The sequence below is a fragment of the Nocardia sp. NPDC049190 genome, assembly GCF_040648115.1.
In the GTDB taxonomy this organism is placed as follows: Bacteria; Actinomycetota; Actinomycetes; order Mycobacteriales; family Mycobacteriaceae; genus Nocardia.
Genome location: NZ_JBEZDE010000001.1, coordinates 449,024 through 469,184, shown reverse-complemented (window position 1 = coordinate 469,184; position 20,161 = coordinate 449,024). Strand labels below are relative to the sequence as shown.

Here is a 20,161-nt window from a genome sequence, read left to right as displayed (position 1 = left end):
GATCAGGCTTTCCGCCGCGCGGATTATGGTTGGGGTGTGTCAGCGCAGATCCGGCCGGACCTTGATTCGATCCCGGCGTACACCCCCGGCCGCACCCATCCCGGCTCCGTGAAGCTGGCCAGCAATGAGACCACCTTCGGTCCGCTGCCCGCCGCGGCCAAGGCGATCACCGAGGCAGCCGAGCTGGCCAACCGGTATCCGGACAACCAGGCGACCGACCTGCGTATGGCGCTGGCGGAGTTTCTCAATGTGGGAGTCGGCAATGTCGCGGTCGGCTGTGGCAGTGTCGCGCTCTGCCAGGAGCTGGTGCAGATCACCTGTGCTGCTCCCGCCGACGAAGTGCTCTTCGCTTGGCGCTCGTTCGAGGCGTATCCGATCGTGACCAAGGTGGGCAATGCCACCGCTGTGCAGGTACCGCTCACCGCGGACTACCGGCACGATCTGGACGCGCTGGCCGCCGCGGTCACCGAGCGAACCAAGCTGATCTTCGTGTGCAACCCGAACAACCCGACCGGCACCGCCGTCGGGAAGGCTGCGCTGACCCGGTTCCTGGACGCGGTGCCGTCGCACGTGCTGGTCGTGCTCGACGAGGCCTACTACGAATACGTGCGGCTGTCGCCGGAAGACCATCCAGACGGCGTCGAACTCGGCAGGACCAGACCCAATGTGGTTGTGCTGCGCACCTTCTCCAAGGCTTACGGACTCGCGGGGCTGCGGGTCGGCTACGCGGTGGGCGATCCCGCCGTGATCACGGCGCTGCTGAAGGTGCATATCCCGTTCAGCGTCAGCCGGGTCGCGCAGGCCGCGGCGATCGCGTCGCTGGAGGCACGGCACGAACTGCTCGACCGCACCGACCTGCTCGTCGTGGAACGCGAGCGGGTGCGCGACGCGCTGGTGGCGGCCGGCTACCGGGTGCCGCAGAGCGCGGCGAACTTCGTCTGGCTGCCGCTCGGCGAGCGCAGCGTCGCATTCGGCGAGGCGAGCGCGGAGGCGGGCGTCCTGGTACGGCCGTATGGCACCGACGGCGTGCGAATCACCATCGGTGACCCGCACGAGAACGAGCTGTTTCTCGGCTTCGCCGCCGACCCGGCGGTGACCGCGCGGTTCCTCGGTTAGTCGACGCCGAGCGCGCCCGCGATCGTCGGCCAGGACAGGGCCAACTCGTCTTCCCAGTACGGCCAAGAGTGCGTGCCGGTATCGCGGAAGTGCGCGGTCACCGGGATACCGAGGCTGTGGAACCGGTCGGTGAGCCGTCGGGTGCAGGCGTTCGTCGCGGCCTCCAGCGGTCCACCGAAACCAATGGCGCTGACCACGTCCACGTCGGGGTTGCCCGGCACGTCGTGCACACCCGGCAGGCCGCTGCCGACCGACAGGTAGATCGTCTTGCCACGCAACGACTCCGCGTGCAGCGTGACATCGTGGGCCAGCCAGGCCGGATCGTCCTGCTTGCCGAACATATTGTCGGGCTCGCCCTGGTAGGTCGCCACCACCGCGCGCGCCTGCGCCTGGCCGATGTCGGTGCCGGTGGAGAAGCAGCCGCTGTGTGCGGCGATCGCGGTGTAGAGCGTCGGGTGCCGGAAGGCGAGCATCATCGCGGCTTCGGCGCCCATCGAGACGCCCATGACCGCGTTGCGACCGTTGCCGTTGAACTTCGCGTCGATCAGCGGGGGCAGTTCCTTGGTCAGGAACGTCTCCCACATGTTCTTACCGAGCACCGGATCGGCGCGCTGCCAGTCGGTGTAGAAGCTGGCCGGACCGCCGACGGTGAGTACCACGTTGACGTCTTTATCCGCGTAGAACCGGTCCGCGTGCCCGAGGTCGGTCCAATTGTTGCTGTCCGCGTTCGCACTGCGGCCATCGAGCATATAGACCGTGGGGCGCGGTCGGGACTGGTCGCGTGGCAGCAATACCTGCACCTCGACCTCGCGGCTCATCGCGGGCGAGGCGACGAAGACGCGCAACCACCGGTCGTTGATCGGCTCGATTCGCTTGATCATGGGAAACGCGGGCGGTTTCGTGGTCGGCTCGGCCGCGCCCGGCCCATCCGAGGACCCGGTGCTCGCCGGCGGGACGGGGGGAGCTGCCGCCACATGGGAAACACCGAATACCACCGCACCGGAAACAAGTGCGGCGACTGTGAGGGCGCTGGAAACCCAACGCCGCACCCCGCGCCGAGCCAGCATGCAGACCATCCTGCCAGAGATGACAGGGGCAGGCCTTATGGACGCCGGGCGGCGAACCGAGCATGTCCCGGGTTCACCGAGCGGCGAGACCGTCTTGCCAGCGCCGTTCCACTCCGGCCAAGCGCCACACCGCGATAGCGACTGCCCAGGTGAGTACGAAAAGCCCCACGATGATGTAACCGAGGTCACCGAGATCGAGGTTTCCAACCCAGCCGATAACGCCCGACTCGACCTCCAGCTTCGCGGCGAAGATCGACACGATCTCCTGCCCGCCGATCAGCAGCGCGACCGCCACCGACAGCCCGGTGATCACCAGGTTGTAGTAGATCTTTCGCACCGGCCTGGCGAAGGCCCAGTCATAGGCGTAGCTCATGAACGAGCCGTCCAAGGAGTCGAACAGCGCCATGCCCGCCGAAAACAGCACGGGCAGTACCAGGATCGAATACCAGGGCAGCCCGGTCGCCGCCGCACCGCCCGCGATCACCAGTAGACCGACCTCGGTGACAGTGTCGAACCCGAGGCCGAACATCAGTCCGACCGGGTACATGTGTCGCGGCTTGCGAACCATGCCGATCACCGGCCGCAGCACCCGGTTCATCAGGCCCCGACTGTCCAGCTGACGCTCCAACTGCGCCTCGTCGAACGCGCCGCGACGCATCTGCCGGAACACCCGCCAGATCCCCACCAACGAGCTCAGATTCAGCAGACCGATCAGGATGAGAAACGTGCCGGACACGCCGGTGCCCCACAGCCCCGCCCAGCGCTGCAGCGTCGAGTTCTCGTCCTGCAGACCGGCCGCGAGCGCGCGCACCCCGAAGGCGAGCAGGGCGACGAGCACGAACACCACACTGGAGTGACCGAGGGCGAACCAGAAGCCCACGGTCTGGACGCGTTGTTTCCCGCTCTCCGCCACCAGTTTCCGAGTGGTGTTATCGATCGCCGCGATGTGGTCGGCGTCGAACGCGTGCCGCATCCCCAGCGTGTACGCGGTCACGCCGAGACCGACGCCGAACACCGATTCCTGAATGACGAAATGACTGGGCGCCACGAACACCAGCAGCGTCCCCCAGCCGATGATGTGTAGTGCGACGACGGTGATCGCCATCCCGATGACGCTGCGCACGACCAACCTCTCCACTCTCGAAAAGCAGATCAGATCAACGGTACTCGCCACCGTCGCTTCCGGTCCGCGACATAGGCAGATCCAGCAAATCCAGCAAATCCCGGCACACCGCCAGCACACCGGCCGTACCCTGATCGGCGGGCCTTTTCCGAGCATGAACGAGGATGGGCATGATCGTGCATTTACACGACCGGCACCGAGGTCAACTCGCTGCGCGCACGCGCGGTAAGCGGACCGGCCGCCCGGTTCCGTGGCACGACATGTCCCTTGCTCTTCGGACAGGTTTCGGGCGAAGGCTATTTTGTGGCATCACACGCCGCGCACACCTTCGCGGCCCACCGCAACGATGCGGTACCAGCCGCGCAACTGCCGCGACTTCTCTGCTCGAACTCGTCTGTTTCACCGCAGCACCTATGCCCGACCGGAGAAAACCGTGAATCAAGTGTTACCCGTGCCATCAATCGAGAAGAAACCGGACACACAGCCTTTCGACAGCTGTCTGAAACGCCGGAAACAGGAGTGCGACGAATTCTTCCAACTGCCCGAGTTGGCTCATCTTTCCCCGCGACGTCGCCATAGCGCGCTCGAGCAGCTCGAACAGTCCGGCGGCTATCTACAGACCGCCGAGGAGATCCTGATCGGCGCAAAGCTGGCCTGGCGCAATCACGCCCGCTGTGTCGGCCGAAAGCATTGGCGCTCCCTGAAATTGCTCGATGCCCGCCGCGTGCGTTCGGCCCGTGACCTGGCCGAAGTCTGCTGGCAGCACCTGCAGATGGCCACCAACGGCGGCGCCATCCAGTCGATGATCACCGTGGGCCCGCCGCGTCAGCCGGACGGACGTGAGTTCCGGATCGTCAATCCCCAGCTCATCCGCTACGCGGGCTACCGCAATGGCGACGGCACGGTCACCGGCGACCCCGCCTCCCTCGCGCTCACCGAGTTCGCCATGAAGCTCGGGTGGCGTGGCGCCGGAACGCCGTTCGACATTCTTCCGCTGCTGATCAGCACTCCTGACGAGCCGATTCGCTGGTTCGACGTCCCGAAGGAGCTTGCGCGCGAGGTGGAATTGGAGCATCCGGAGTTCGACTGGTTCGTCGGACTCGGCCTGCGCTGGCACGCGCTGCCCGCGGTGTCCAATATGAACCTGGAGGTCGGCGGGATGGTCTACCCGTTCGCGCCGTTCAATGGCTGGTACATGGGCGCGGAAATCGGTGCGCGCAACCTCAGCGACACCAACCGCTACAACATGTTGCCGCTGATCGCGGAAATGATGTGCCTGGACACCAGAGTCGAGCGCACCTTGTGGCGTGATCAAGCGCTGGTCGAACTCAACCGCGCGGTACTGCACAGTTTCCGCAAGGCCGGCGTCTATATCGTCGACCACCACACCGTCGCCAAGCAGTTCTGCGATCACGTCGAACGCGAGGAGGCCGCGGGCCGCACCTGCCCCACCGACTGGAGCTGGATCAACCCGCCCATCTCCTCGGGCCTGACCCCGACCTTCCACCGCTACTACGACCCGCCCGACCTGGACATCCGTCCGAACTTTGTCCGGCGGGATTTCGGCGAGGACGCGACACTCTGACCATCCATTGCCGGATCCGTGCGGCGCCGAGCAGCGATGATGTGGCTCGGCGCCGTCAGCCGTGACCAACCAGTGGCGTCAGGTGTCAGCGCTCATGTCCGGGTCGACACGGCGTAGCGCTGAGGCCAACCATTCAGACCGGTGGTGCTCGACCGGCATCGCCGCAAGCCCGTGTGTCGCTTCCTCAACTGCTTCGGCCGTACGTCCCAGCAGTGATAGGACACCGCCACGCTGCACCGCGCCGAACCCGTGGCTCCACCAATACATCGATGTAGGGGGATCGATGCCGTCCGCAGCTTCCGCCGCGACGTCGGCCAGAACCAGCGCACGGTGCGCCTCGTGTGTCTCGCCGCGCGCAGCCAACAGCTCAGCTCGCCGCATTCGCCCGTACGCCTCGACAGTCGGGTGCGCGTCCCGCACTGCCAACGCGGCGTCCAACAGGGCGATGACCTCCCGGTGATTCCCCGCGCTCATGGTCACGTAGCCGAGGAAGCCCAGGCTGTGCGATAGCCGGTCCGGGTCGCGGGACTCCTCCGCGAGACTTACTGCCGTGCCGAGGCTACGACGGGCGGTGGTGTCAGCACCGATCGCGTGCTCCAACCATCCCCGGTACTGCGTGACCTCCGACGCGAGGGACGCCGCCTCGGTCCGTACCGTGCGCGCCGCACGGGCAAATGCCTCGGTCATAGCGGACATACCGCGCACCGCCGGAAGCACCACCACAGCTCCGGCCACGTCTTCGATTCGGCGCGTAGCCGCCAACATCACCGCCACGTCGGACAAAGCGGCAGTGTCCACGCTGGCCGGCGTTCGCGCCACAGCCGTCAGCCGCCCCAGGTCCGCACCCAGCACCCTTTCGTAGGCGGCGGTGACGCCGGCAGGTATCGGGCGCTGGCCGGTCTCGATGAGTGACAGGTACGTCTTGCCGTAGTAGGTCCGCTCGGCCATCGCGCGCAGCGAGATACCGGCCGCCTCGCGAGCGGCACGCAGCAGCGCACCGGGTTCCATGTAGATCACCGTAGCGCTGCTGTGGACGGCTGTGGACGCGTATTTGCCTCGGCGTCACACCGATTCGGTCGATGCTCGACCCAGCACTCGGCGCTGGGTCGACCTGATCTCCCCTGCGTCGGGCGCCTACCAACCACACCACAATCGCCAGGGGTACGAAATGTCCGAACACGTGGCACTTTTGATCGTCGTCGCAGCCATACTGTGTTTGGATTGGGTGATCTTCGTCGGCCTGCCCTACGCGATAGACCACCTCGGCGGCTGCCACGCCGCACCCGAAAAGCGCTACAGCCGCCAGCAAGCGCATGAGGTGATGCAGGAACTCATCAACTGCGACAGCCGACAACTGCGCGGCCAAACGCGCCGCCTTGGACATGCTCATCGCAGCCGAACACTTTGTTCCAGCGAGGATCCGATGACCACCCGCGCCGACAGCGCGATGTGGCGACATTTCTACCGTAAGCGCTGGCAGGAGGGTGCATTCCGTTCGTCGGCGGAGGCCGATTTCGTGGCCCGTGCGCATGGTGGCCACAGGCCGGACTGCGTGCAGTACCTGTCGGCTTACAGGCTCGGCCGCGGGAACGGGGCCGACCATGGCGAGTGACAACGAGCCCATCGGCATCATGCACAGCCATACCGACGGCACATTGTCGATCATCGGCGCCGATGGCTGGCCGCTCAACCCTGAGGAAACCGCCGAGCTGCTCGGTAACACCGACGACGATTCATTGCAGCCGCGTCAGCGAGTCCGGGACGTCCTGCGCACGCTGGCGAGGAAAGCCGATCGCGCTCAGTAGATCGCAATCACAGGTGATGGTGCTCGGCGCCCTCGCTCGAACCGAGCCGCTGACGACGCGGCACGTGCGGTCCATCCGGTTGCACGACGCCCGGCATACCTGCGGTACCGCGTTGACACATCTATCGGGTGTCCCGATTGCGACCGTGGCGGCCGGGCTCGAGCGCTGTGACTGCGCACCGACGTGCATAGCCAGGCGGATGCACTGTCTGCGGTTGTCCAGGTGGCGCCACCGCGCCCGAGTGTTCGAATGGTCGACCCGGCGCGAATTGCCGGGTGGCCTCAGCGAACCTGAGCGGAGACGGAGGGATTTGAACCCCCGGTCGCTCTCGCGACGCTCGCTTTCAAGGCGAGTGCATTCGGCCACTCTGCCACGTCTCCAGGCCACTGATCGTAGCGGACCGCCTAGCCGGGCTGCTTTCCGATTTCTTTGTCTACGCGTCCGAAGACGTCGGAAATGGCCTCGAGCTGGGCCGGGGTGAGCAGATCGATGAAGTCGCGGCGGACCGCTTCGACATGACCCGGAGCGGCGGCTTCCAGGCGGCGCATACCTTCGTCGGTGAGCTCGGCGAGAACTCCGCGGCCGTCCTCCAGGCAGGTGTTGCGCCGAACCATGTGCTGGGCCTCGAGCCGACGGATCTGGTGGGTCAGCCGGCTGCGGGACGACAGCACGCCGTCGGCCAACTCGCTCATCCGTAACGAGCGGTCGGGGGCCTCCGAGAGCAGAACCAGGATCCGATACTCGGCGAGACTCAGGTCGCTGTCACGCTGCAACTGCCGGTTCAGCGCCGTCATCAGGCGCAGGTGGCCGTCCGTGTAAGCCCGCCATGCGCGCTGCTGCGCCGGCGTGAGCCATCGCGGTTCGACCACTGTGTGACCGCTCGGTTCGGAATGCACGAACGTCATTCTATGCCCGGAAAACCGCGGAAATTGGCAATATCGCAGGTCAGCGAGCAGCAGAGAGGAGCGAGCGGCCCACATCGGCGGTGTCCGCGCAGCCGGAGAGGCCGAGCACCGAGTCGAAATCGGCGAGCAGCGACCGCAGCGCGTGCCGCACGCCCGCGGCGCCCGCGAGGCCGAGACCGTAGGCCCACGGCCGCCCGTACAGTACCGCCCTGGCGCCGAGCGCCAAGGCGACGAGTACGTCGGAGCCGGTGCGCACACCCGAGTCGAACAGCACCTCGGCGCGGTCTCCGATGGCGGCGACCACCGACGGCAGCGCGTCCAGCGCGGCGATCGAGCCGTCCACCTGGCGGCCACCGTGGTTGCTCACCACCACCGCGTCGGCGCCGGCGTCCACCACCTGCCTGGCGTCGTCGGGGTGCAGGATGCCCTTCACCGCGATCGGGAGATCCGTCCACGCGCGCAACTGCGCGAGGTCCGCGGGCCGCAAACCATGGTTGCCGAACAGCCCGGCCCAGGCGAGAATCGCCATCCGCATGGCCTCCTCGCTCTCCTCCGGTGCAGACGGCAGTTTCGCACGGAAGACCGGATCGGACAGGTAATTGGCGATGCCTTTGCCATGCAGGAACGGCAGGTGCGCATGCTCCAGGTCACGCGGACGCCAGCCGAGGGCCGGGGTGTCGACGGTGACCACAATCGCCGTTGCGCCCGCCCGCTCCGCGCGCTGGACGAATGACTTCGCCAGATCGTCGTCGGCGGGCCAGTACAGCTGATACCACCACGCACCGGCCGCCGCGCCGACCTCTTCGATCGTCGAGGACGCCGCCGTGGACAGCACGGTACCGATACCGAGTTCCTTGGTCACCTCGGCGGCGATCACCTCGCCGCCCGCGTGCAGCAACTCCAGTACGCCGATCGGGGCGGTGAGCACCGGGGCGGCCAGCCGCGTCCCCAGCACCTCCACCGACAGATTCCGTGCGCCCGGCCCGGTGGTGCCGCGCAGCATCCGCGGCAGGATCCGATAACGCTCGAAAGCGCGCCGGTTGGCCGCCGCGGTGCGTTCGGCCGAGGCGCTGCCGGCGACATAGGCGAACGCCACCGGGTCCAGCCGCTCCTGTGCGCTCAGCTCCAAACCCGCTGCGGTCATAGGCAATTCGGGCACCGCACCGCCGAGGCCGCCTAGGTAGATCTCGTTCTGGAAACCGATGAAGCCGCTGGTCACCACCGAGACGGTAGTCGGCGGCGCCGACTACCGCAGGCGGCTGGTCGGATTGCTCTTTTCCGCCCGCGCTTACCCCGCCGATCGTTGTGCGACACACCGGCCGAGGGCCCCGTGCGCGGCGGTCCGGACGGCGGGAGCACTATGACATTGTGCGTGCTATCAACCTGAACGGTTTCGGCGGCCCAGAGGTGATGCAGTGGTCCGCGGCCGCGGACCCGACGCCCGGGCACGGCGAAGTACTGATCGAGGTGGCTGCGGCCGGCGTCAATCGCGCCGACCAGATGCAGCGTCAAGGCCACTATCCACCCCCGGCGGGCGCCAGCGAAGTCCTCGGCCTGGAATGTTCCGGCGTCGTCGCCGAGCTAGGCGACGGCGTGCACGAGTGGCAGGTCGGCGACCGGGTATGCGCGCTGTTGTCCGGCGGCGGCTATGCCGAACGGGTCGCGGTCCCCGCGACCCAGGTGCTTCCGGTTCCGGACGGCCTCGATCTCGGCGCGGCCGCCGGGCTGCCCGAAGTAGCGGCCACCGTGTGGTCGAACCTGGTGATGACCGCGGGGCTGCACGCGAACCAGCTGGTATTGATCCACGGCGGCGGCAGCGGCATCGGCACGCACGCCATCCAGGTCGCCACGGCGCTGGGCGCGCGCGTCGCGGTGACCGCGGGAACGGTCGAGAAACTGACCCGTTGCGCGGAGCTCGGCGCGAGCGTACTGATCAACTACCGCGACGATGACTTCGTCGCCGCGGTGCGGGCCGAGCAGTCGGCCGCGGACGGCCCAGGCGCGGACATCATTCTGGACCTTATGGGCGCCAGCTACCTGGCGCGTAATGTCGAGGCGCTCGCCGCACACGGACAGCTAGTGGTGATCGGCATGCAGGGTGGCATCAGCGCGGAACTGAATCTAGGTGCGCTGCTGCGCAAATGGGGCACCATCCACGCGACCAACCTGCGCGCGAGGCCGTCGACCGGTGTGGGCGGCAAAGCGGAGATCATCACGGAGTTGACTCGGCATTTGTGGCCGTTGATCGCCGACGGCACGGTCGTACCGGTCATCGGCGCCGAACTGCCGATCGATCAGGCGGCCGAGGCACATCGGCTACTGAACTCCGGCGAGATATTCGGCAAGGTGATACTACGGGTGCAGGACCTGTGAGCGCCGGAAGTTCCGGCGGTCATTCCAACGCGACGAGCGCCCTGCTGAGCTGATCGATCTCGAACCTCGTGGTGTACGGCGCCAGGCCGACGGTCACCGCGCCGCCCTCGTCGTTGACGCCGAGCGCGTCCAGTAGCCGGCTGCCGCCGTGCACCCCGCTCAACGTGCCGATCCGATTGTCGGCCAGTTTGGCGGCGACCTTTTCCGCCTGCATGCCGGCGAGCGTGAAACTGACGGTGGGGATTCGAGTAGACGCGCGCCCGATCACGGTGATGTTCGGAATCTTGTCCAGCGCGTCCATCAGATACTCGAACAGTTGGTCGTGGTAGTCCTGCAGCGAGGTGATCGACATCTCCAACCGCTCGCGCCGGGTGCCGTGCGCCCGTTCGTCGAGGCCCGCGAGGAAGTCGATCGAGGTGGTCAGCCCGGCGAGCAGCGCGTACTGGTGCCCGCCTACCTCGAGCCGTTCGGCGCCCTTCGCATAAGGGTTCAACGACATCGAGGGAATCCGGTCCAAGAAGGCCGGGTCGCGGAAGACCAGCGCGCCGATCTGCGGGCCACCCCATGCCGGGGCGCTCAGCGCAACCACGTCGGCATTCAAATCCTCGATGTCGATCAGCGCGTAGGGTGCGGCTCCGAACGCATCGGCCACCAGCAGGCCGCCCACCTCGTGCACCCGGTCCGCGGCGACTCGGACGGCGGGAGCGGAGCCGACGATGGGCGAAGCCGCGGTCAGCGCCACCAGTCGAGCGGTGGGTCCGATCAATTCCTCGAACTGCCACGACGGCATCTCGCAGGTCTCGATCTCGACCTCCGCCCAGCGCACATGCGCGCCGTAGCGGTTGGCGATGCGCAGCCACGGCGCCACATTGGCCTCGTCGTCCAACCGGGACAGCACGATGCCGGTGCCGAGCCCGAGCCGCGAACTGAGTGATTCGGCGAGCCAGGCCAACAGGACCGCGCGGTCGGGGCCGAGCACGACGCCCGCCGGGTCACCGCCGACCAGGTCCGCCACCGCTTCACGAGCCGCGTCCAGGATCGCCGCGCTGCGCACGGCGGCGCCGTTGCGCCCGATATGTGAAAACGAAGACGTTCGGAAACCCGTTGATACGGCGCGAGATACCGCGTCCGGAACCAGCATGCCCAACTGCGGGTCGAGATGGATCCAGCCGTCGCCGAGGGACGGTATCAGGCCCCGAACCCTCGCGACGTCGTAAGTCATGTTGGCCACTCTAAGGGCAGCGGACGAGCCTGTGTAACCGCGTTGCCTTCTGCCTCGCAGCGGGAGCACAGTGACCTGGGACTCAGCATGGCAACCGACTTTCGACAAATCCGAACCACACGACCCGAACAGAATAGAACGCCTTCGCGTCGCCGCGGCGTGGACCGGGCAACCCCATTCCAGCCCGTCGCGCCGCGCGCACCGCCGAGGCCGGGGGCACCCGCTGAGCGCCTGCCGAGCGAACGCGACATGATAGGGATCATGACGCACTCGGATGAGGAACCGGACCACATCGTCGTTGTCGGACCGGACGGCAGACCGTTGGTTATCCCCGCGGAGGCCGGATCCGGAGCGCCCTTCACCGCGCAGGTGGTGACCGATGGCGACAAGAAGGACGACCCGGACATCGGTGACGATTCCGGCGAATCGCTCGCCGACATGGTCGAGCAGCCCGCGAAGGTCATGCGGATCGGCACCATGATCAAGCAGCTGCTCGAAGAAGTGCGCGCGGCTCCGCTCGACGACGCCAGCCGCAGTCGACTCAAGGAGATCCACAAGTCGTCGGTGCGCGAGCTGGAGCAGGGCCTCGCTCCCGAGTTGCGCGAAGAACTCGAGCGGCTGACCTTGCCGTTCACCGACGACACCGTCCCCACGGACGCCGAACTGCGGATCGCGCAGGCACAGTTGGTCGGCTGGCTGGAAGGCCTTTTCCACGGCATCCAGACCGCGCTGTTCGCACAGCAGATGGCGGCACGCGCGCAGCTCGAGCAGATGCGCCAGGGCGCGCTGCCCGCGGGCATCCACGCCGCCGACCCGCGCGGTGGGCATGGAAATCAGGTCACCGGCGGTTCCGGCCAATACCTCTGACCGGGCGACGGGATGTGCCACGCGGGTCCAGGCCGGCCGCAAGGGTAGTGTCGAGCACCGTGCCCGCCGCTGCCGCTCGCTCCGACTCGGTATCCGAACCGAGTGCGGTGCGTCCTGAAGAGAGCTCAGTTGGTTCCGATGACCAAGCACGTTCAGATGACAGCTCACCGCCGTCGACCGAGCGCACGGAGCGTTCCAGCGACGATTCGGCGGAGCAGGATCCGGTGAACGCGACAAACAGTGACGCGACGGAGAACACGGCCGCGGTCGAAGCGGACCCGGCGCCCGCCGGGAGCGAACGAGCCGGCGCCACTGCGGAGCCGATCGTGTCGGATTCCCAGACGTTCCGTCGCGCGTTCCGAGACTTCCGCAGCGGCTTCGCCCAGCGCGAGCTGTGGCTGTCGCTCGGCTGGCAGGACATCAAGCAGCGCTACCGACGCTCGGTGCTCGGCCCGTTCTGGATCACCATCGCCACCGGCCTGCAGGCCGCGGCGATGGGCGTGCTGTACGCGGCGCTGCTCGGCCAGCCGCTGCGGGAGTACCTGCCGTACGTCACGGTCGGTCTGATCATCTGGAACGTCATCAGCGCGAGCATCCTGGAGGGCTCGGAGGTCTTCATCGCCAACGAGGGGCTCATCAAACAGCTTCCTTCGGCGCTGAGCGTCCATATCTATCGGATGGTGTGGCGGCAGCTGCTGTTCTTCGCGCACAACATGGTCATCTATCTGGTGATGCTGGCGGCCTTCGGGGTCTGGCAGAACCTGCGCTGGTCGAGCCTGCTGGCGATTCCGGCGATCGCGCTGGTGTTCCTGAACTCCATGTGGGTGTCGATCGTGTTCGGCATTTTCAGCACCCGCTACCGCGATATCGCACCGATTCTCGGTAGCACCACACTGATGCTTTTCGTGCTGACCCCGGTCATGTGGACGACCAAGACCCTCGAGTCGCAGATCGGCACCGGCGACCGCGCCAAGCTGGCCGAACTGGTGCCGACCTTCCACTATCTCGAGATCGTCCGGGCGCCCCTACTCGGCGAACCGCAAGAGTTGCGGCACTGGTTGATCGTCGGCGGAATCACCATCGCGGGCTGGATCGTGGCGATCTTCGCCATGAAGCAGTACCGTTCGCGCGTGCCGTACTGGGTATAGGAGCGCCCCATGAGTCGTGTGAGTATCGAAACCCAGCAGGCGTGGGTGGAATTCCCGATCTTCGACGCCAAATCGCGCTCGTTGAAAAAGGCTTTTCTCGGCAAGGCGGGCGGCGCGATCGGGCGTAACCAGTCCGACGTCGTCGTGGTCGAGGCGCTGCGCGACATCACGCTGTCGCTGAAGGAAGGCGACCGGGTCGGCCTGGTCGGACATAACGGCGCGGGTAAGTCCACGCTGCTGCGGCTGCTTTCCGGCATCTACGAACCCTCGCGCGGCAGCGCGCGCATCCGCGGGCGGGTCGCGCCGGTGTTCGATCTCGGCGTCGGCATGGACCCGGAGATCTCCGGCTACGAGAACATCATCATCCGTGGCCTGTTCCTCGGGCAGACGCGTAAGCAGATGCTGTCGAAGATCGACGAAATCGCCGATTTCACCGAGCTGGGCGAGTATCTGTCCATGCCGCTGCGCACCTATTCCACCGGTATGCGGGTTCGCCTCGCGATGGGCGTGGTGACCTCGATCGATCCGGAGATCCTGCTGCTCGACGAAGGAATCGGCGCAGTCGACGCGGAATTCATGAAAAAGGCCAGACTCCGGCTGCAATCATTGGTGGCGCGCTCGGGCATCCTGGTTTTCGCCAGCCATTCCAACGAATTCCTTGCGCAACTGTGCGATTCGGCGCTGTGGATCGATCACGGCCAGATCCGTTTGCGTGGCGGGATCGAAGAAGTGGTGCGAGCCTATGAGGGTCCGGACGCGGGTAATCACGTCGCGACCGTGCTGCGTGAGATGGCAGTCGAACGGGCCGGCGGAACCGACCGAGAACTGGAGCGGAATCAGGCATGAGCGGTCAAGCTCGGAGGCGGCAGCGCAGCGTAATCACGGAGAGCTCCGCTCATGCCCGAGGCCACAGCATGAGCGGTCAAGCTCGCAGGCGGCAGCGCAGCATAACCACGGAGAGCTCCGCTCATACCCGAGAGGCCACGGCATGACTGAGCCGACCGGGCAGGACACCCCGCCCGATGCTGGGCCGCAGGCCCCGGTCGACGCGGCGCCGGAGAGTTCCGAGCCGACCCTGGCCTCGGCGGGCAGCGACAGCGGCCCGACCGCACCGGCCACCGCCGTGGCGGCGCCCAACACCGGGCCGGATGCCCGCATCGTGGCCGTCGTGGTCACGCACAAGCGCCGCGAACTGCTCGCCGAGTCGCTGAAAGTCCTTGCGTCCCAGTCACGGCCGGTGGACCACCTGATCGTGGTCGACAACGGCAACGAGTCGGAAGTCGCCGATCTGGTGCGCGACCAGCCGGTCGAGACCACCTACCTCGGTTCGGCGCACAACCTCGGCGGCGCGGGCGGGTTCGCGCTCGGCATGCTGCACGCGCTGAGCATCGGCGCGGACTGGGTCTGGCTCGCCGATGACGATGGCAGGCCCGAAGGCGCGGACGTGTTGTCCACCCTGCTGGACTGCGCCGACCGGCACGGGCTGGTCGAGGTCTCACCCGTGGTCTGCGACATCGACGAACCCGACCGCCTCGCGTTCCCGCTGCGCCGGGGCGTGGTCTGGCGGCGGCTGCGCTCCGAACTCGGCGACGAGGATTTGCTACCCGGGATTGCCTCGCTGTTCAACGGCGCGCTGGTCTCCGCGCAGGCCGTCGACGTGATCGGCGTCCCGGACCTGCGCCTGTTCGTGCGCGGCGACGAGGTCGAGGTGCATCGTCGCCTGGTCCGGTCCGGTCTCCCGTTCGGTACCTGCCTGCAGACCGCGTACCTGCATCCGAACGGCGCGGCCGAGTTCAAGCCGATCCTCGGCGGCCGGATGCACACGCAATACCCCGACGACCCGGTGAAGCGGTACTTCACCTACCGCAACCGCGGCTATCTGATGTCCCAGCCCGGCATGCGCAAACTCCTTCCCCAGGAATGGGTCCGCTTTTCCTGGTTCTTCCTGGTCACCCGCCGTGACCCGGCAGGCCTGCGCGAGTGGTTCCATCTGCGATCCCTGGGCCGCCACGAACAATTCGGCAAGCCCGACTGAACTCGGCGCTTCGCAACCCACGTCGCTGAGCACCCGGTGCGCGACCGAGCGAGCCGGGTAACAACGGTGGAAATTCGATTGCGCCGGAATCAGCAGGCGTGTCAGGGTGGGGACAGCTGCGAGAGAGGCAAGAAGGTGTGGTCCGTGATCAGAAACGTTCGGATTGTCGCGCCTCGGCGTGCTGCGTTCACGCACGCCGCCGCACAGAACATCTCCGCTCTCTCCGCTCGCTGAACCCTGGTCGGGTTCGGCGCCCGACGAAGGATTCCCATCATGGTCGACTACGACCGTCTCTTCCCCTACGGCTGGACCGAATCCGTCGCCGAGGAATACACCTCGTTGATCGAGGAAAGCTGTGTGCCCGCGCGAGTGATCCGCATGGACCGCGGCGAGTGTGATGTCGCCACACCCACCGGACTCGCCCGGGCCCGATGCCAACGCGCGGATTCCGCGGTGAGCGGACTGTGCACCGGCGACTGGGTGAGCATCGACGCCGAATCGACTGTCCAGCAACTGCTTCCGCGCCGCTCGGCGATCATGCGGTCGTCGGTGTCCGGCCGGTCACAGAGCCAGGTGCTCGCAGCCAACGTCGACACGGTACTGGTCTGCACCGCGGCCGACGGCGACATCGATTTCGCACGGATCGAACGTATGCTCACGCTCGCCTGGGAGAGCAACGCACAACCGATCGTGCTGCTCACCAAGGCGGACTCCGCGACCGACCTTCCGCTCGACGACGTCCGGACCGTGGCGCCGGGCGCGGCGACACTGGCGGTCAGTGCCGCCAGCGGCGCTGGACTCGATGCGCTGATCGCGCTGCTCGACGGCACGGTCGCACTGATCGGACCCTCCGGTGCGGGAAAGTCGACCCTCGCCAATGCCTTGCTCGGCGCGGAGGTGTTCGCCACCAACGCGGTCCGTGCAGCGGACAAGAAGGGCAGGCATACCACGGTGCATCGGGAGCTGCGCCCGCTGCCCGGCGGTGGCACCCTGATCGATACGCCAGGACTTCGCGGCATCGGGCTGTGGGATGCCTCCGTCGGGATCGAGAAGACCTTCAGCGATATCGAATCCCTTGCCGCACAGTGCCGGTTCACCGATTGCGCGCACGGCGATGAACCGAGCTGCGCGGTGCGGGAAGCGATCGAAAACGGTGCGCTGACCAGGCGCCGACTCGACAGTTACCACAAGCTGGCGCGGGAGAACGAGTGGGTCCAGGCGCGCACCGACAAGCGGTTACAGGCTGAACGCCAACGGGTCTGGCGGGACATCGCCAAACAGCAGCGCAGGATGTACCGGGAGCGGAACTCCCGGTACTGATTCCGCCGGGACACGGTAGGGTGCGGCTCGCATTGTTCGCTATCTGGGAGGGATAGATGAGTCACCCCGGCGGGTACCCGCCTCACGGCCAGCAGCACGGGCAATGGCCTGGGCAACCAACATACGGTCAGCAGCCGTCCGGCGGTCAGTACCCGCCGCAACCGCAGTTCGCGCCGACGCCCCCGGGGCAGCATCTGAGCCATCCGCATGTTGTCCAACCCACGGTCGGTCAGCCGCCCTATGGCCAGCCGGTGCCCCAATACGGCCAGCCCCAGCAATATGGCCAGCCCGCAACGCAATACGGCCAGCCGCCGCAGTACGGGTTGCCGCAGCAGTCGGCGCCACAGTTGGGCTACGGCCAACCCGCCGATCCACCGGGCATCACGATCGATGCCTCGTATTCGGGCTGGACCTTCCTGCTCGGGCTGACCAAGCCGAAGATCCTGGTCAACGGTCAACGCGTACCGAATACCCGCTGGGGCGCGAATCACATCCCGGTCGGCCCTGGTCAATACCACGTCCGGGTCACCACACCATGGCTGTTCGACATGGGCCCTGCCGCTGTGACGGTGCCGATGGCCGAGGGCCAGGCCACTCGGTTCTACTACAAGGCGCCCGTGGCGTTGTTCCTCAACGGCGCGATCGGCCCGGTGCCGCAGAAGGCGCCCGGCATGGTCGTCCTGTACATCATCTGGGCATTGGCCGGGCTGTCCATCCTGCTGAACATCCTGACGCTGACGACGATGTAGGCGAAAGGGCGCCGGAACCCCGGTGCCCTTTCGCCGGATGTCCTGGGCATACCGGACAGCGATGCCCGTTCGCACCGAGAACTACTGACCTCGCACCCGTATTCCGGTTGGATACGCCCGGAATACGGGTGACACCAGCGCTGGACCTCACGACTCCTGGCTGGTAACGCCTGGAGATCGGGAGATGCCGTACAGCCGCTCCCAGTTGGCCCTGCTGGTGAGTTCCGGCATGGCAGCGCGGTATTGGGCCTGCACGGTGGGCAATTCACGGCGCAGACGACGCAACACCCGGAAGGTACGGCGCAGCAGCTGACGCGCGCGGGCCTTGTCGCGCTTGCGCACCCGTACGCCGGACTGCGAGGCGTCGGTGACCACCACGTGGTCGAACAGCGAGACATGCCACCAGTAGGCATCTTCCCTGGTCACGCCGATGATTCCCGGCTGAGTCCGGCCGAACCACTGGGTCACGGCACGTTTGATCAGCACCAGCATCACCCGGCTGGGTTCCCCACCGGCACGGCGCAATTGGATATCGGCCGAACGCACCGGCGGCGTTGCGGCCGGATGCTTGATCGTCTCGGGATACTCGCCACGACTGGTCCGCGCCGCGGTCAGTGCCTCGATCCCACCGTCGCGCAACACCTTCGGTCCCTGCAAGAAGTCCTCGATGCCCTGCAGCGTGGTGTGCGCCAGCCCGTACTGCATGGCCACAAGATGCTCGGCCAGCTCACGAAACAGCTTGCGGGTGATTGCTTTCGCGTCCAGATCGGTGTGCAGCGAGCCCACGATCAGCGAGTTGCGCGTACTGAAGTAACGCGCCCAGTCGTCGTAGTCCTTCCAGTAGAAGTCCGCGTGCCACACCGCAGCATTGGGCAGTGTGACGGTGACGAAGCCGTTCTCCCGCGCACGGATGCCGTACTCCACGTCGTCCCACTGGAAGAAAATCGGGACCGGGAGACCGATCTTCGCGACGACCTCCGCCGGAATCAGACAGGTCCACCAGGCGTTGTAGCCCGCGTCGACGCGGCGTTCCTGGTTCTTCTTCAGCATGCTGGTGTTGCGCAGCGCCTTCGATACCTTCTGTCCGTGCCGCAGCCGCTGCAGATGCACCTCCTCGGCGCTGACATTGAGGTAATCGGGGTTGAGCAGGAAAAGCATCTGCGCGCCGACCAGGGTCGGCTCCACGGTCATGTTGGCGAAGGCATTGAGCCGCAGGACAGTTTCCGGCTCGCAGAGGATATCGTCGTCCATCAGAATGACGTCGGCGTGCTCGTTGACCGCGGACACCTCGTACAGACCCCGGGTGAAGCCGCCCGCGCCGCCGAGATTCGGTTGGCGGAGGTAGCGCAGCTTGTCGCCGAAGACCGGGACGACCTCCTGGTAGCGCGGCCTGTTCTCGACCAGATCGGTGCCTTGGTCGACGACGTACACCGCGTCGATGGCGGCGAGCACCGTCGGGTCGGACGACAGCGCGGCGACGGTCTCCGCGCAATCTTCGGCGCGGTTGAAAGTGCAGATGGCGATGGCGACCGGGCGCACACGCTCCGGCGCCACGGTGCTCCAGGTCAGCTCCGCGATGCCGAGTTCGCCGCCGACGGCGTCGAACTCCAGCCACAGCGCGCCGCCGTCGACGTATTGATCGAGCGGTGCGCTGAGCGTCAGCGGGCCGGCGCTGTTCACCTGCGCGGTGTCGATGATCCTGCGATGGCCCGCGATGTCGGAGGCGACCAATCGCACCCTTGCCTTCTTCGCGACGTCGAGCACCATGGTGGTCCGCACCTCGGTGACCGTGGTCCAACGCTGCCAGTAGCTCGCGGCGAACCGGCCGAAGTAGGTATTGGTGTGCGCGGTCGCGCCCTTGTCCAGTCTCAGCGTTTGGCGTTCCCGACGCGCGCCACCCTTGACGACGGCGTAGAGCTCATCGCTCACCTTCGCCGACGGACCGGTGAAGATGCCGCGCTGCAGCACCAACCGGTCCGGCGCCCGATGGTCGGCGCGCAGCGATGCGGGCGCGTCAACAGCCGTCGAGCGATCGTTTGTTTCGGTAACGGCTTGGGTAGCCGACTGATCCATGAAATCCTCGGAATTCTTTATTGTCTGGACGGGACAGATACGCCCCTGGATAACCGTTCACGGCGGGGGTGAGGATAGCAACCGGCCTGAGCACATGCTTGCTCTGGAATGGCGGCGTTCGGTCTTCGCACCATTGCTAGCCGTTCGCCCCAGCGCTGTCCGATGCGCCGTCTCTGGGCTTGCCCGCCCCGGTGAAGACGAAGGTGTCGTAGGCCCAATAGCGGAACACCACAGCCATGATCTGCCCGATGAGCGTGCCGGAGATGTTGTCCGACAGCGGGCTCGACAGATCGAGAACGTAACGCGAGAAACCGAGGCAGCCCAGTTGCAGGCCGATCGCGACAACGTTGAACACCGCGTACAACAAATATTCGCGCCCGGGATTGTCGGTCTGTTTGTGCGCGAAGGTCCACCACTTGTTGCCGAAGTAGGTGACCACCGTCGCCACGACGATCGCGATGATCTTGGCGGCCAGTGGGTAGTCGAAGAGCACACCTTCGCCACCCCAGAACACCAGGAGGTTATAAGTGCCCGCGTCGACGAGGAAACCGATCGCGCCGACCACCAGAAAGGCGCTGCCCTGCCGCAGCGCGGTGAGCACCTTCCGGAGGATCGAACCCGGCTGTTGCGTCGCGGACTCGCCTACGGGTGCGGTGGACTCACTGGTTGGCACCGACCGACGGTACCGCAGGCCGGTCGGACGGGCGTCGAGTCGGAATTTTGTCGGTCAGCACAGTGAGGTCGGCCACGCGCCTGCGGTGCGTTCCCTGTAC

Annotated in this window: 19 protein-coding genes, 1 tRNA gene and 1 pseudogene; 12 read left to right on the top strand and 9 right to left on the bottom strand. The window is 66.5% G+C overall.

The features are described 5' to 3' along the window. Nucleotides 1–36: 36 nt before the first annotated feature. A complete protein-coding gene (hisC, locus tag AB0B25_RS01815; protein ID WP_357173158.1) occupies nt 37–1,116 on the top strand; it encodes a histidinol-phosphate transaminase in 1,080 nt (359 codons plus the stop codon). On the opposite strand, the gene AB0B25_RS01810 is transcribed toward hisC, so the two are convergent. Both AB0B25_RS01810 and AB0B25_RS01805 read right to left on the bottom strand, forming a co-directional pair. Next, on the bottom strand, nt 1,113–2,183 hold the full coding sequence (locus AB0B25_RS01810) for an alpha/beta hydrolase family protein (RefSeq protein ID WP_357173155.1): 1,071 nt from the start codon (nt 2,181–2,183) through the stop codon (nt 1,113–1,115). The genes hisC and AB0B25_RS01810 overlap by 4 nt on opposite strands. A gap of 73 nt (nt 2,184–2,256) precedes the next feature. Beyond that, nucleotides 2,257–3,288: a HoxN/HupN/NixA family nickel/cobalt transporter gene (locus AB0B25_RS01805; protein ID WP_357173298.1), complete on the bottom strand. Its 1,032-nt coding sequence runs from the start codon at nt 3,286–3,288 to the stop codon at nt 2,257–2,259. A gap of 478 nt (nt 3,289–3,766) precedes the next feature. Between AB0B25_RS01805 and AB0B25_RS01800 the strand changes: the two genes are divergently transcribed. After that, nucleotides 3,767–4,891 carry a nitric oxide synthase oxygenase gene (locus AB0B25_RS01800; RefSeq protein WP_357173295.1) on the top strand — a complete coding sequence of 375 codons (1,125 nt, stop codon included), beginning with the start codon at nt 3,767–3,769 and terminating at the stop codon, nt 4,889–4,891. A gap of 78 nt (nt 4,892–4,969) precedes the next feature. Here the strand turns inward: AB0B25_RS01800 and AB0B25_RS01795 are convergent, their stop codons facing one another. Further along, nucleotides 4,970–5,899 carry a helix-turn-helix domain-containing protein gene (locus tag AB0B25_RS01795; protein WP_357173152.1) on the bottom strand — a complete coding sequence of 310 codons (930 nt, stop codon included), beginning with the start codon at nt 5,897–5,899 and terminating at the stop codon, nt 4,970–4,972. Nucleotides 5,900–6,059: 160 nt separating this feature from the next. On the opposite strand from AB0B25_RS01795, the gene AB0B25_RS01790 reads away from it, so the two are divergent. From AB0B25_RS01790 to AB0B25_RS01780, 3 genes and pseudogenes are all read left to right on the top strand, one after another. Then, on the top strand, nt 6,060–6,503 hold the full coding sequence (locus tag AB0B25_RS01790) for a hypothetical protein (protein ID WP_357173149.1): 444 nt from the start codon (nt 6,060–6,062) through the stop codon (nt 6,501–6,503). After that, nucleotides 6,493–6,696, top strand: coding sequence for a hypothetical protein (locus tag AB0B25_RS01785; protein WP_357173146.1), 204 nt, complete (start codon nt 6,493–6,495; stop codon nt 6,694–6,696). Before AB0B25_RS01790 ends, AB0B25_RS01785 begins: the two co-directional genes overlap by 11 nt. Before the next feature lie 64 nt (nt 6,697–6,760). Beyond that, nucleotides 6,761–6,856, top strand: a pseudogene (locus AB0B25_RS01780) (site-specific integrase); the annotation flags it as partial. A gap of 135 nt (nt 6,857–6,991) precedes the next feature. Here AB0B25_RS01780 and AB0B25_RS01775 read toward each other — a convergent pair. The 3 genes from AB0B25_RS01775 to AB0B25_RS01765 form a co-directional block, all read right to left on the bottom strand. After that, nucleotides 6,992–7,076 (bottom strand) — tRNA-Ser (locus tag AB0B25_RS01775). Nucleotides 7,077–7,100: 24 nt separating this feature from the next. Next, the gene (locus AB0B25_RS01770; protein ID WP_357173143.1) at nt 7,101–7,601 is read right to left on the bottom strand and encodes a MarR family transcriptional regulator; all 501 of its coding nucleotides are present in this window, start codon (nt 7,599–7,601) and stop codon (nt 7,101–7,103) included. Between the two features lie 40 nt (nt 7,602–7,641). Beyond that, on the bottom strand, nt 7,642–8,820 hold the full coding sequence (locus AB0B25_RS01765) for an alpha-hydroxy-acid oxidizing protein (protein WP_357173140.1): 1,179 nt from the start codon (nt 8,818–8,820) through the stop codon (nt 7,642–7,644). 149 nt (nt 8,821–8,969) lie between these two features. Between AB0B25_RS01765 and AB0B25_RS01760 the strand changes: the two genes are divergently transcribed. Then, nucleotides 8,970–9,974, top strand: coding sequence for an NAD(P)H-quinone oxidoreductase (locus tag AB0B25_RS01760; protein ID WP_357173137.1), 1,005 nt, complete (start codon nt 8,970–8,972; stop codon nt 9,972–9,974). 19 nt (nt 9,975–9,993) lie between these two features. On the opposite strand, the gene AB0B25_RS01755 is transcribed toward AB0B25_RS01760, so the two are convergent. Further along, entirely contained in the window at nt 9,994–11,196 is a 1,203-nt protein-coding gene (locus AB0B25_RS01755; protein WP_357068642.1) for a cysteine desulfurase-like protein, read from the bottom strand. 261 nt (nt 11,197–11,457) lie between these two features. Between AB0B25_RS01755 and AB0B25_RS01750 the strand changes: the two genes are divergently transcribed. From AB0B25_RS01750 to AB0B25_RS01725, 6 genes are all read left to right on the top strand, one after another. Then, nucleotides 11,458–12,063 (top strand): bacterial proteasome activator family protein, encoded by a 606-nt coding sequence (locus AB0B25_RS01750; protein WP_357173134.1) that lies wholly within the window; start codon nt 11,458–11,460, stop codon nt 12,061–12,063. 323 nt (nt 12,064–12,386) lie between these two features. After that, entirely contained in the window at nt 12,387–13,211 is an 825-nt protein-coding gene (locus AB0B25_RS01745) for an ABC transporter permease (protein ID WP_357173292.1), read from the top strand. 9 nt (nt 13,212–13,220) lie between these two features. Then, nucleotides 13,221–14,057 carry an ABC transporter ATP-binding protein gene (locus AB0B25_RS01740; protein WP_357173131.1) on the top strand — a complete coding sequence of 279 codons (837 nt, stop codon included), beginning with the start codon at nt 13,221–13,223 and terminating at the stop codon, nt 14,055–14,057. A gap of 142 nt (nt 14,058–14,199) precedes the next feature. Next, nucleotides 14,200–15,246, top strand: coding sequence for a glycosyltransferase family 2 protein (locus AB0B25_RS01735; protein ID WP_357173128.1), 1,047 nt, complete (start codon nt 14,200–14,202; stop codon nt 15,244–15,246). Between the two features lie 273 nt (nt 15,247–15,519). Beyond that, nucleotides 15,520–16,566, top strand: coding sequence for a ribosome small subunit-dependent GTPase A (gene rsgA / locus AB0B25_RS01730; RefSeq protein WP_357173125.1), 1,047 nt, complete (start codon nt 15,520–15,522; stop codon nt 16,564–16,566). Between the two features lie 56 nt (nt 16,567–16,622). Further along, complete coding sequence (locus AB0B25_RS01725; RefSeq protein ID WP_357173123.1) at nt 16,623–17,315, top strand: hypothetical protein; 693 nt, start codon at nt 16,623–16,625, stop codon at nt 17,313–17,315. Nucleotides 17,316–17,462: 147 nt separating this feature from the next. Here the strand turns inward: AB0B25_RS01725 and AB0B25_RS01720 are convergent, their stop codons facing one another. Continuing rightward, entirely contained in the window at nt 17,463–19,388 is a 1,926-nt protein-coding gene (locus tag AB0B25_RS01720; protein ID WP_357173120.1) for a glycosyltransferase, read from the bottom strand. 136 nt (nt 19,389–19,524) lie between these two features. Next, the gene (locus AB0B25_RS01715; RefSeq protein WP_357173117.1) at nt 19,525–20,061 is read right to left on the bottom strand and encodes a GtrA family protein; all 537 of its coding nucleotides are present in this window, start codon (nt 20,059–20,061) and stop codon (nt 19,525–19,527) included. Nucleotides 20,062–20,161 lie beyond the last annotated feature (100 nt).

Excerpts from the sequence above, each read along its gene's own strand:
- AB0B25_RS01810 (WP_357173155.1), bottom strand. The coding sequence starts at position 2,183 with ATGCTGGCTCGGCGCGGGGTGCGGCGTTGGGTTTCCAGCGCCCTCACA.
- AB0B25_RS01805 (WP_357173298.1), bottom strand. The coding sequence starts at position 3,288 with ATGGCGATCACCGTCGTCGCACTACACATCATCGGCTGGGGGACGCTG.
- AB0B25_RS01795 (WP_357173152.1), bottom strand. The coding sequence starts at position 5,899 with ATGGAACCCGGTGCGCTGCTGCGTGCCGCTCGCGAGGCGGCCGGTATC.
- AB0B25_RS01790 (WP_357173149.1), top strand. The coding sequence starts at position 6,060 with ATGTCCGAACACGTGGCACTTTTGATCGTCGTCGCAGCCATACTGTGT.
- AB0B25_RS01785 (WP_357173146.1), top strand. The coding sequence starts at position 6,493 with ATGGCGAGTGACAACGAGCCCATCGGCATCATGCACAGCCATACCGAC.
- AB0B25_RS01770 (WP_357173143.1), bottom strand. The coding sequence starts at position 7,601 with ATGACGTTCGTGCATTCCGAACCGAGCGGTCACACAGTGGTCGAACCG.
- AB0B25_RS01755 (WP_357068642.1), bottom strand. The coding sequence starts at position 11,196 with ATGACTTACGACGTCGCGAGGGTTCGGGGCCTGATACCGTCCCTCGGC.
- AB0B25_RS01750 (WP_357173134.1), top strand. The coding sequence starts at position 11,458 with ATGACGCACTCGGATGAGGAACCGGACCACATCGTCGTTGTCGGACCG.
- AB0B25_RS01740 (WP_357173131.1), top strand. The coding sequence starts at position 13,221 with ATGAGTCGTGTGAGTATCGAAACCCAGCAGGCGTGGGTGGAATTCCCG.
- AB0B25_RS01735 (WP_357173128.1), top strand. The coding sequence starts at position 14,200 with ATGACTGAGCCGACCGGGCAGGACACCCCGCCCGATGCTGGGCCGCAG.
- rsgA (WP_357173125.1), top strand. The coding sequence starts at position 15,520 with ATGGTCGACTACGACCGTCTCTTCCCCTACGGCTGGACCGAATCCGTC.
- AB0B25_RS01725 (WP_357173123.1), top strand. The coding sequence starts at position 16,623 with ATGAGTCACCCCGGCGGGTACCCGCCTCACGGCCAGCAGCACGGGCAA.
- AB0B25_RS01720 (WP_357173120.1), bottom strand. The coding sequence starts at position 19,388 with ATGGATCAGTCGGCTACCCAAGCCGTTACCGAAACAAACGATCGCTCG.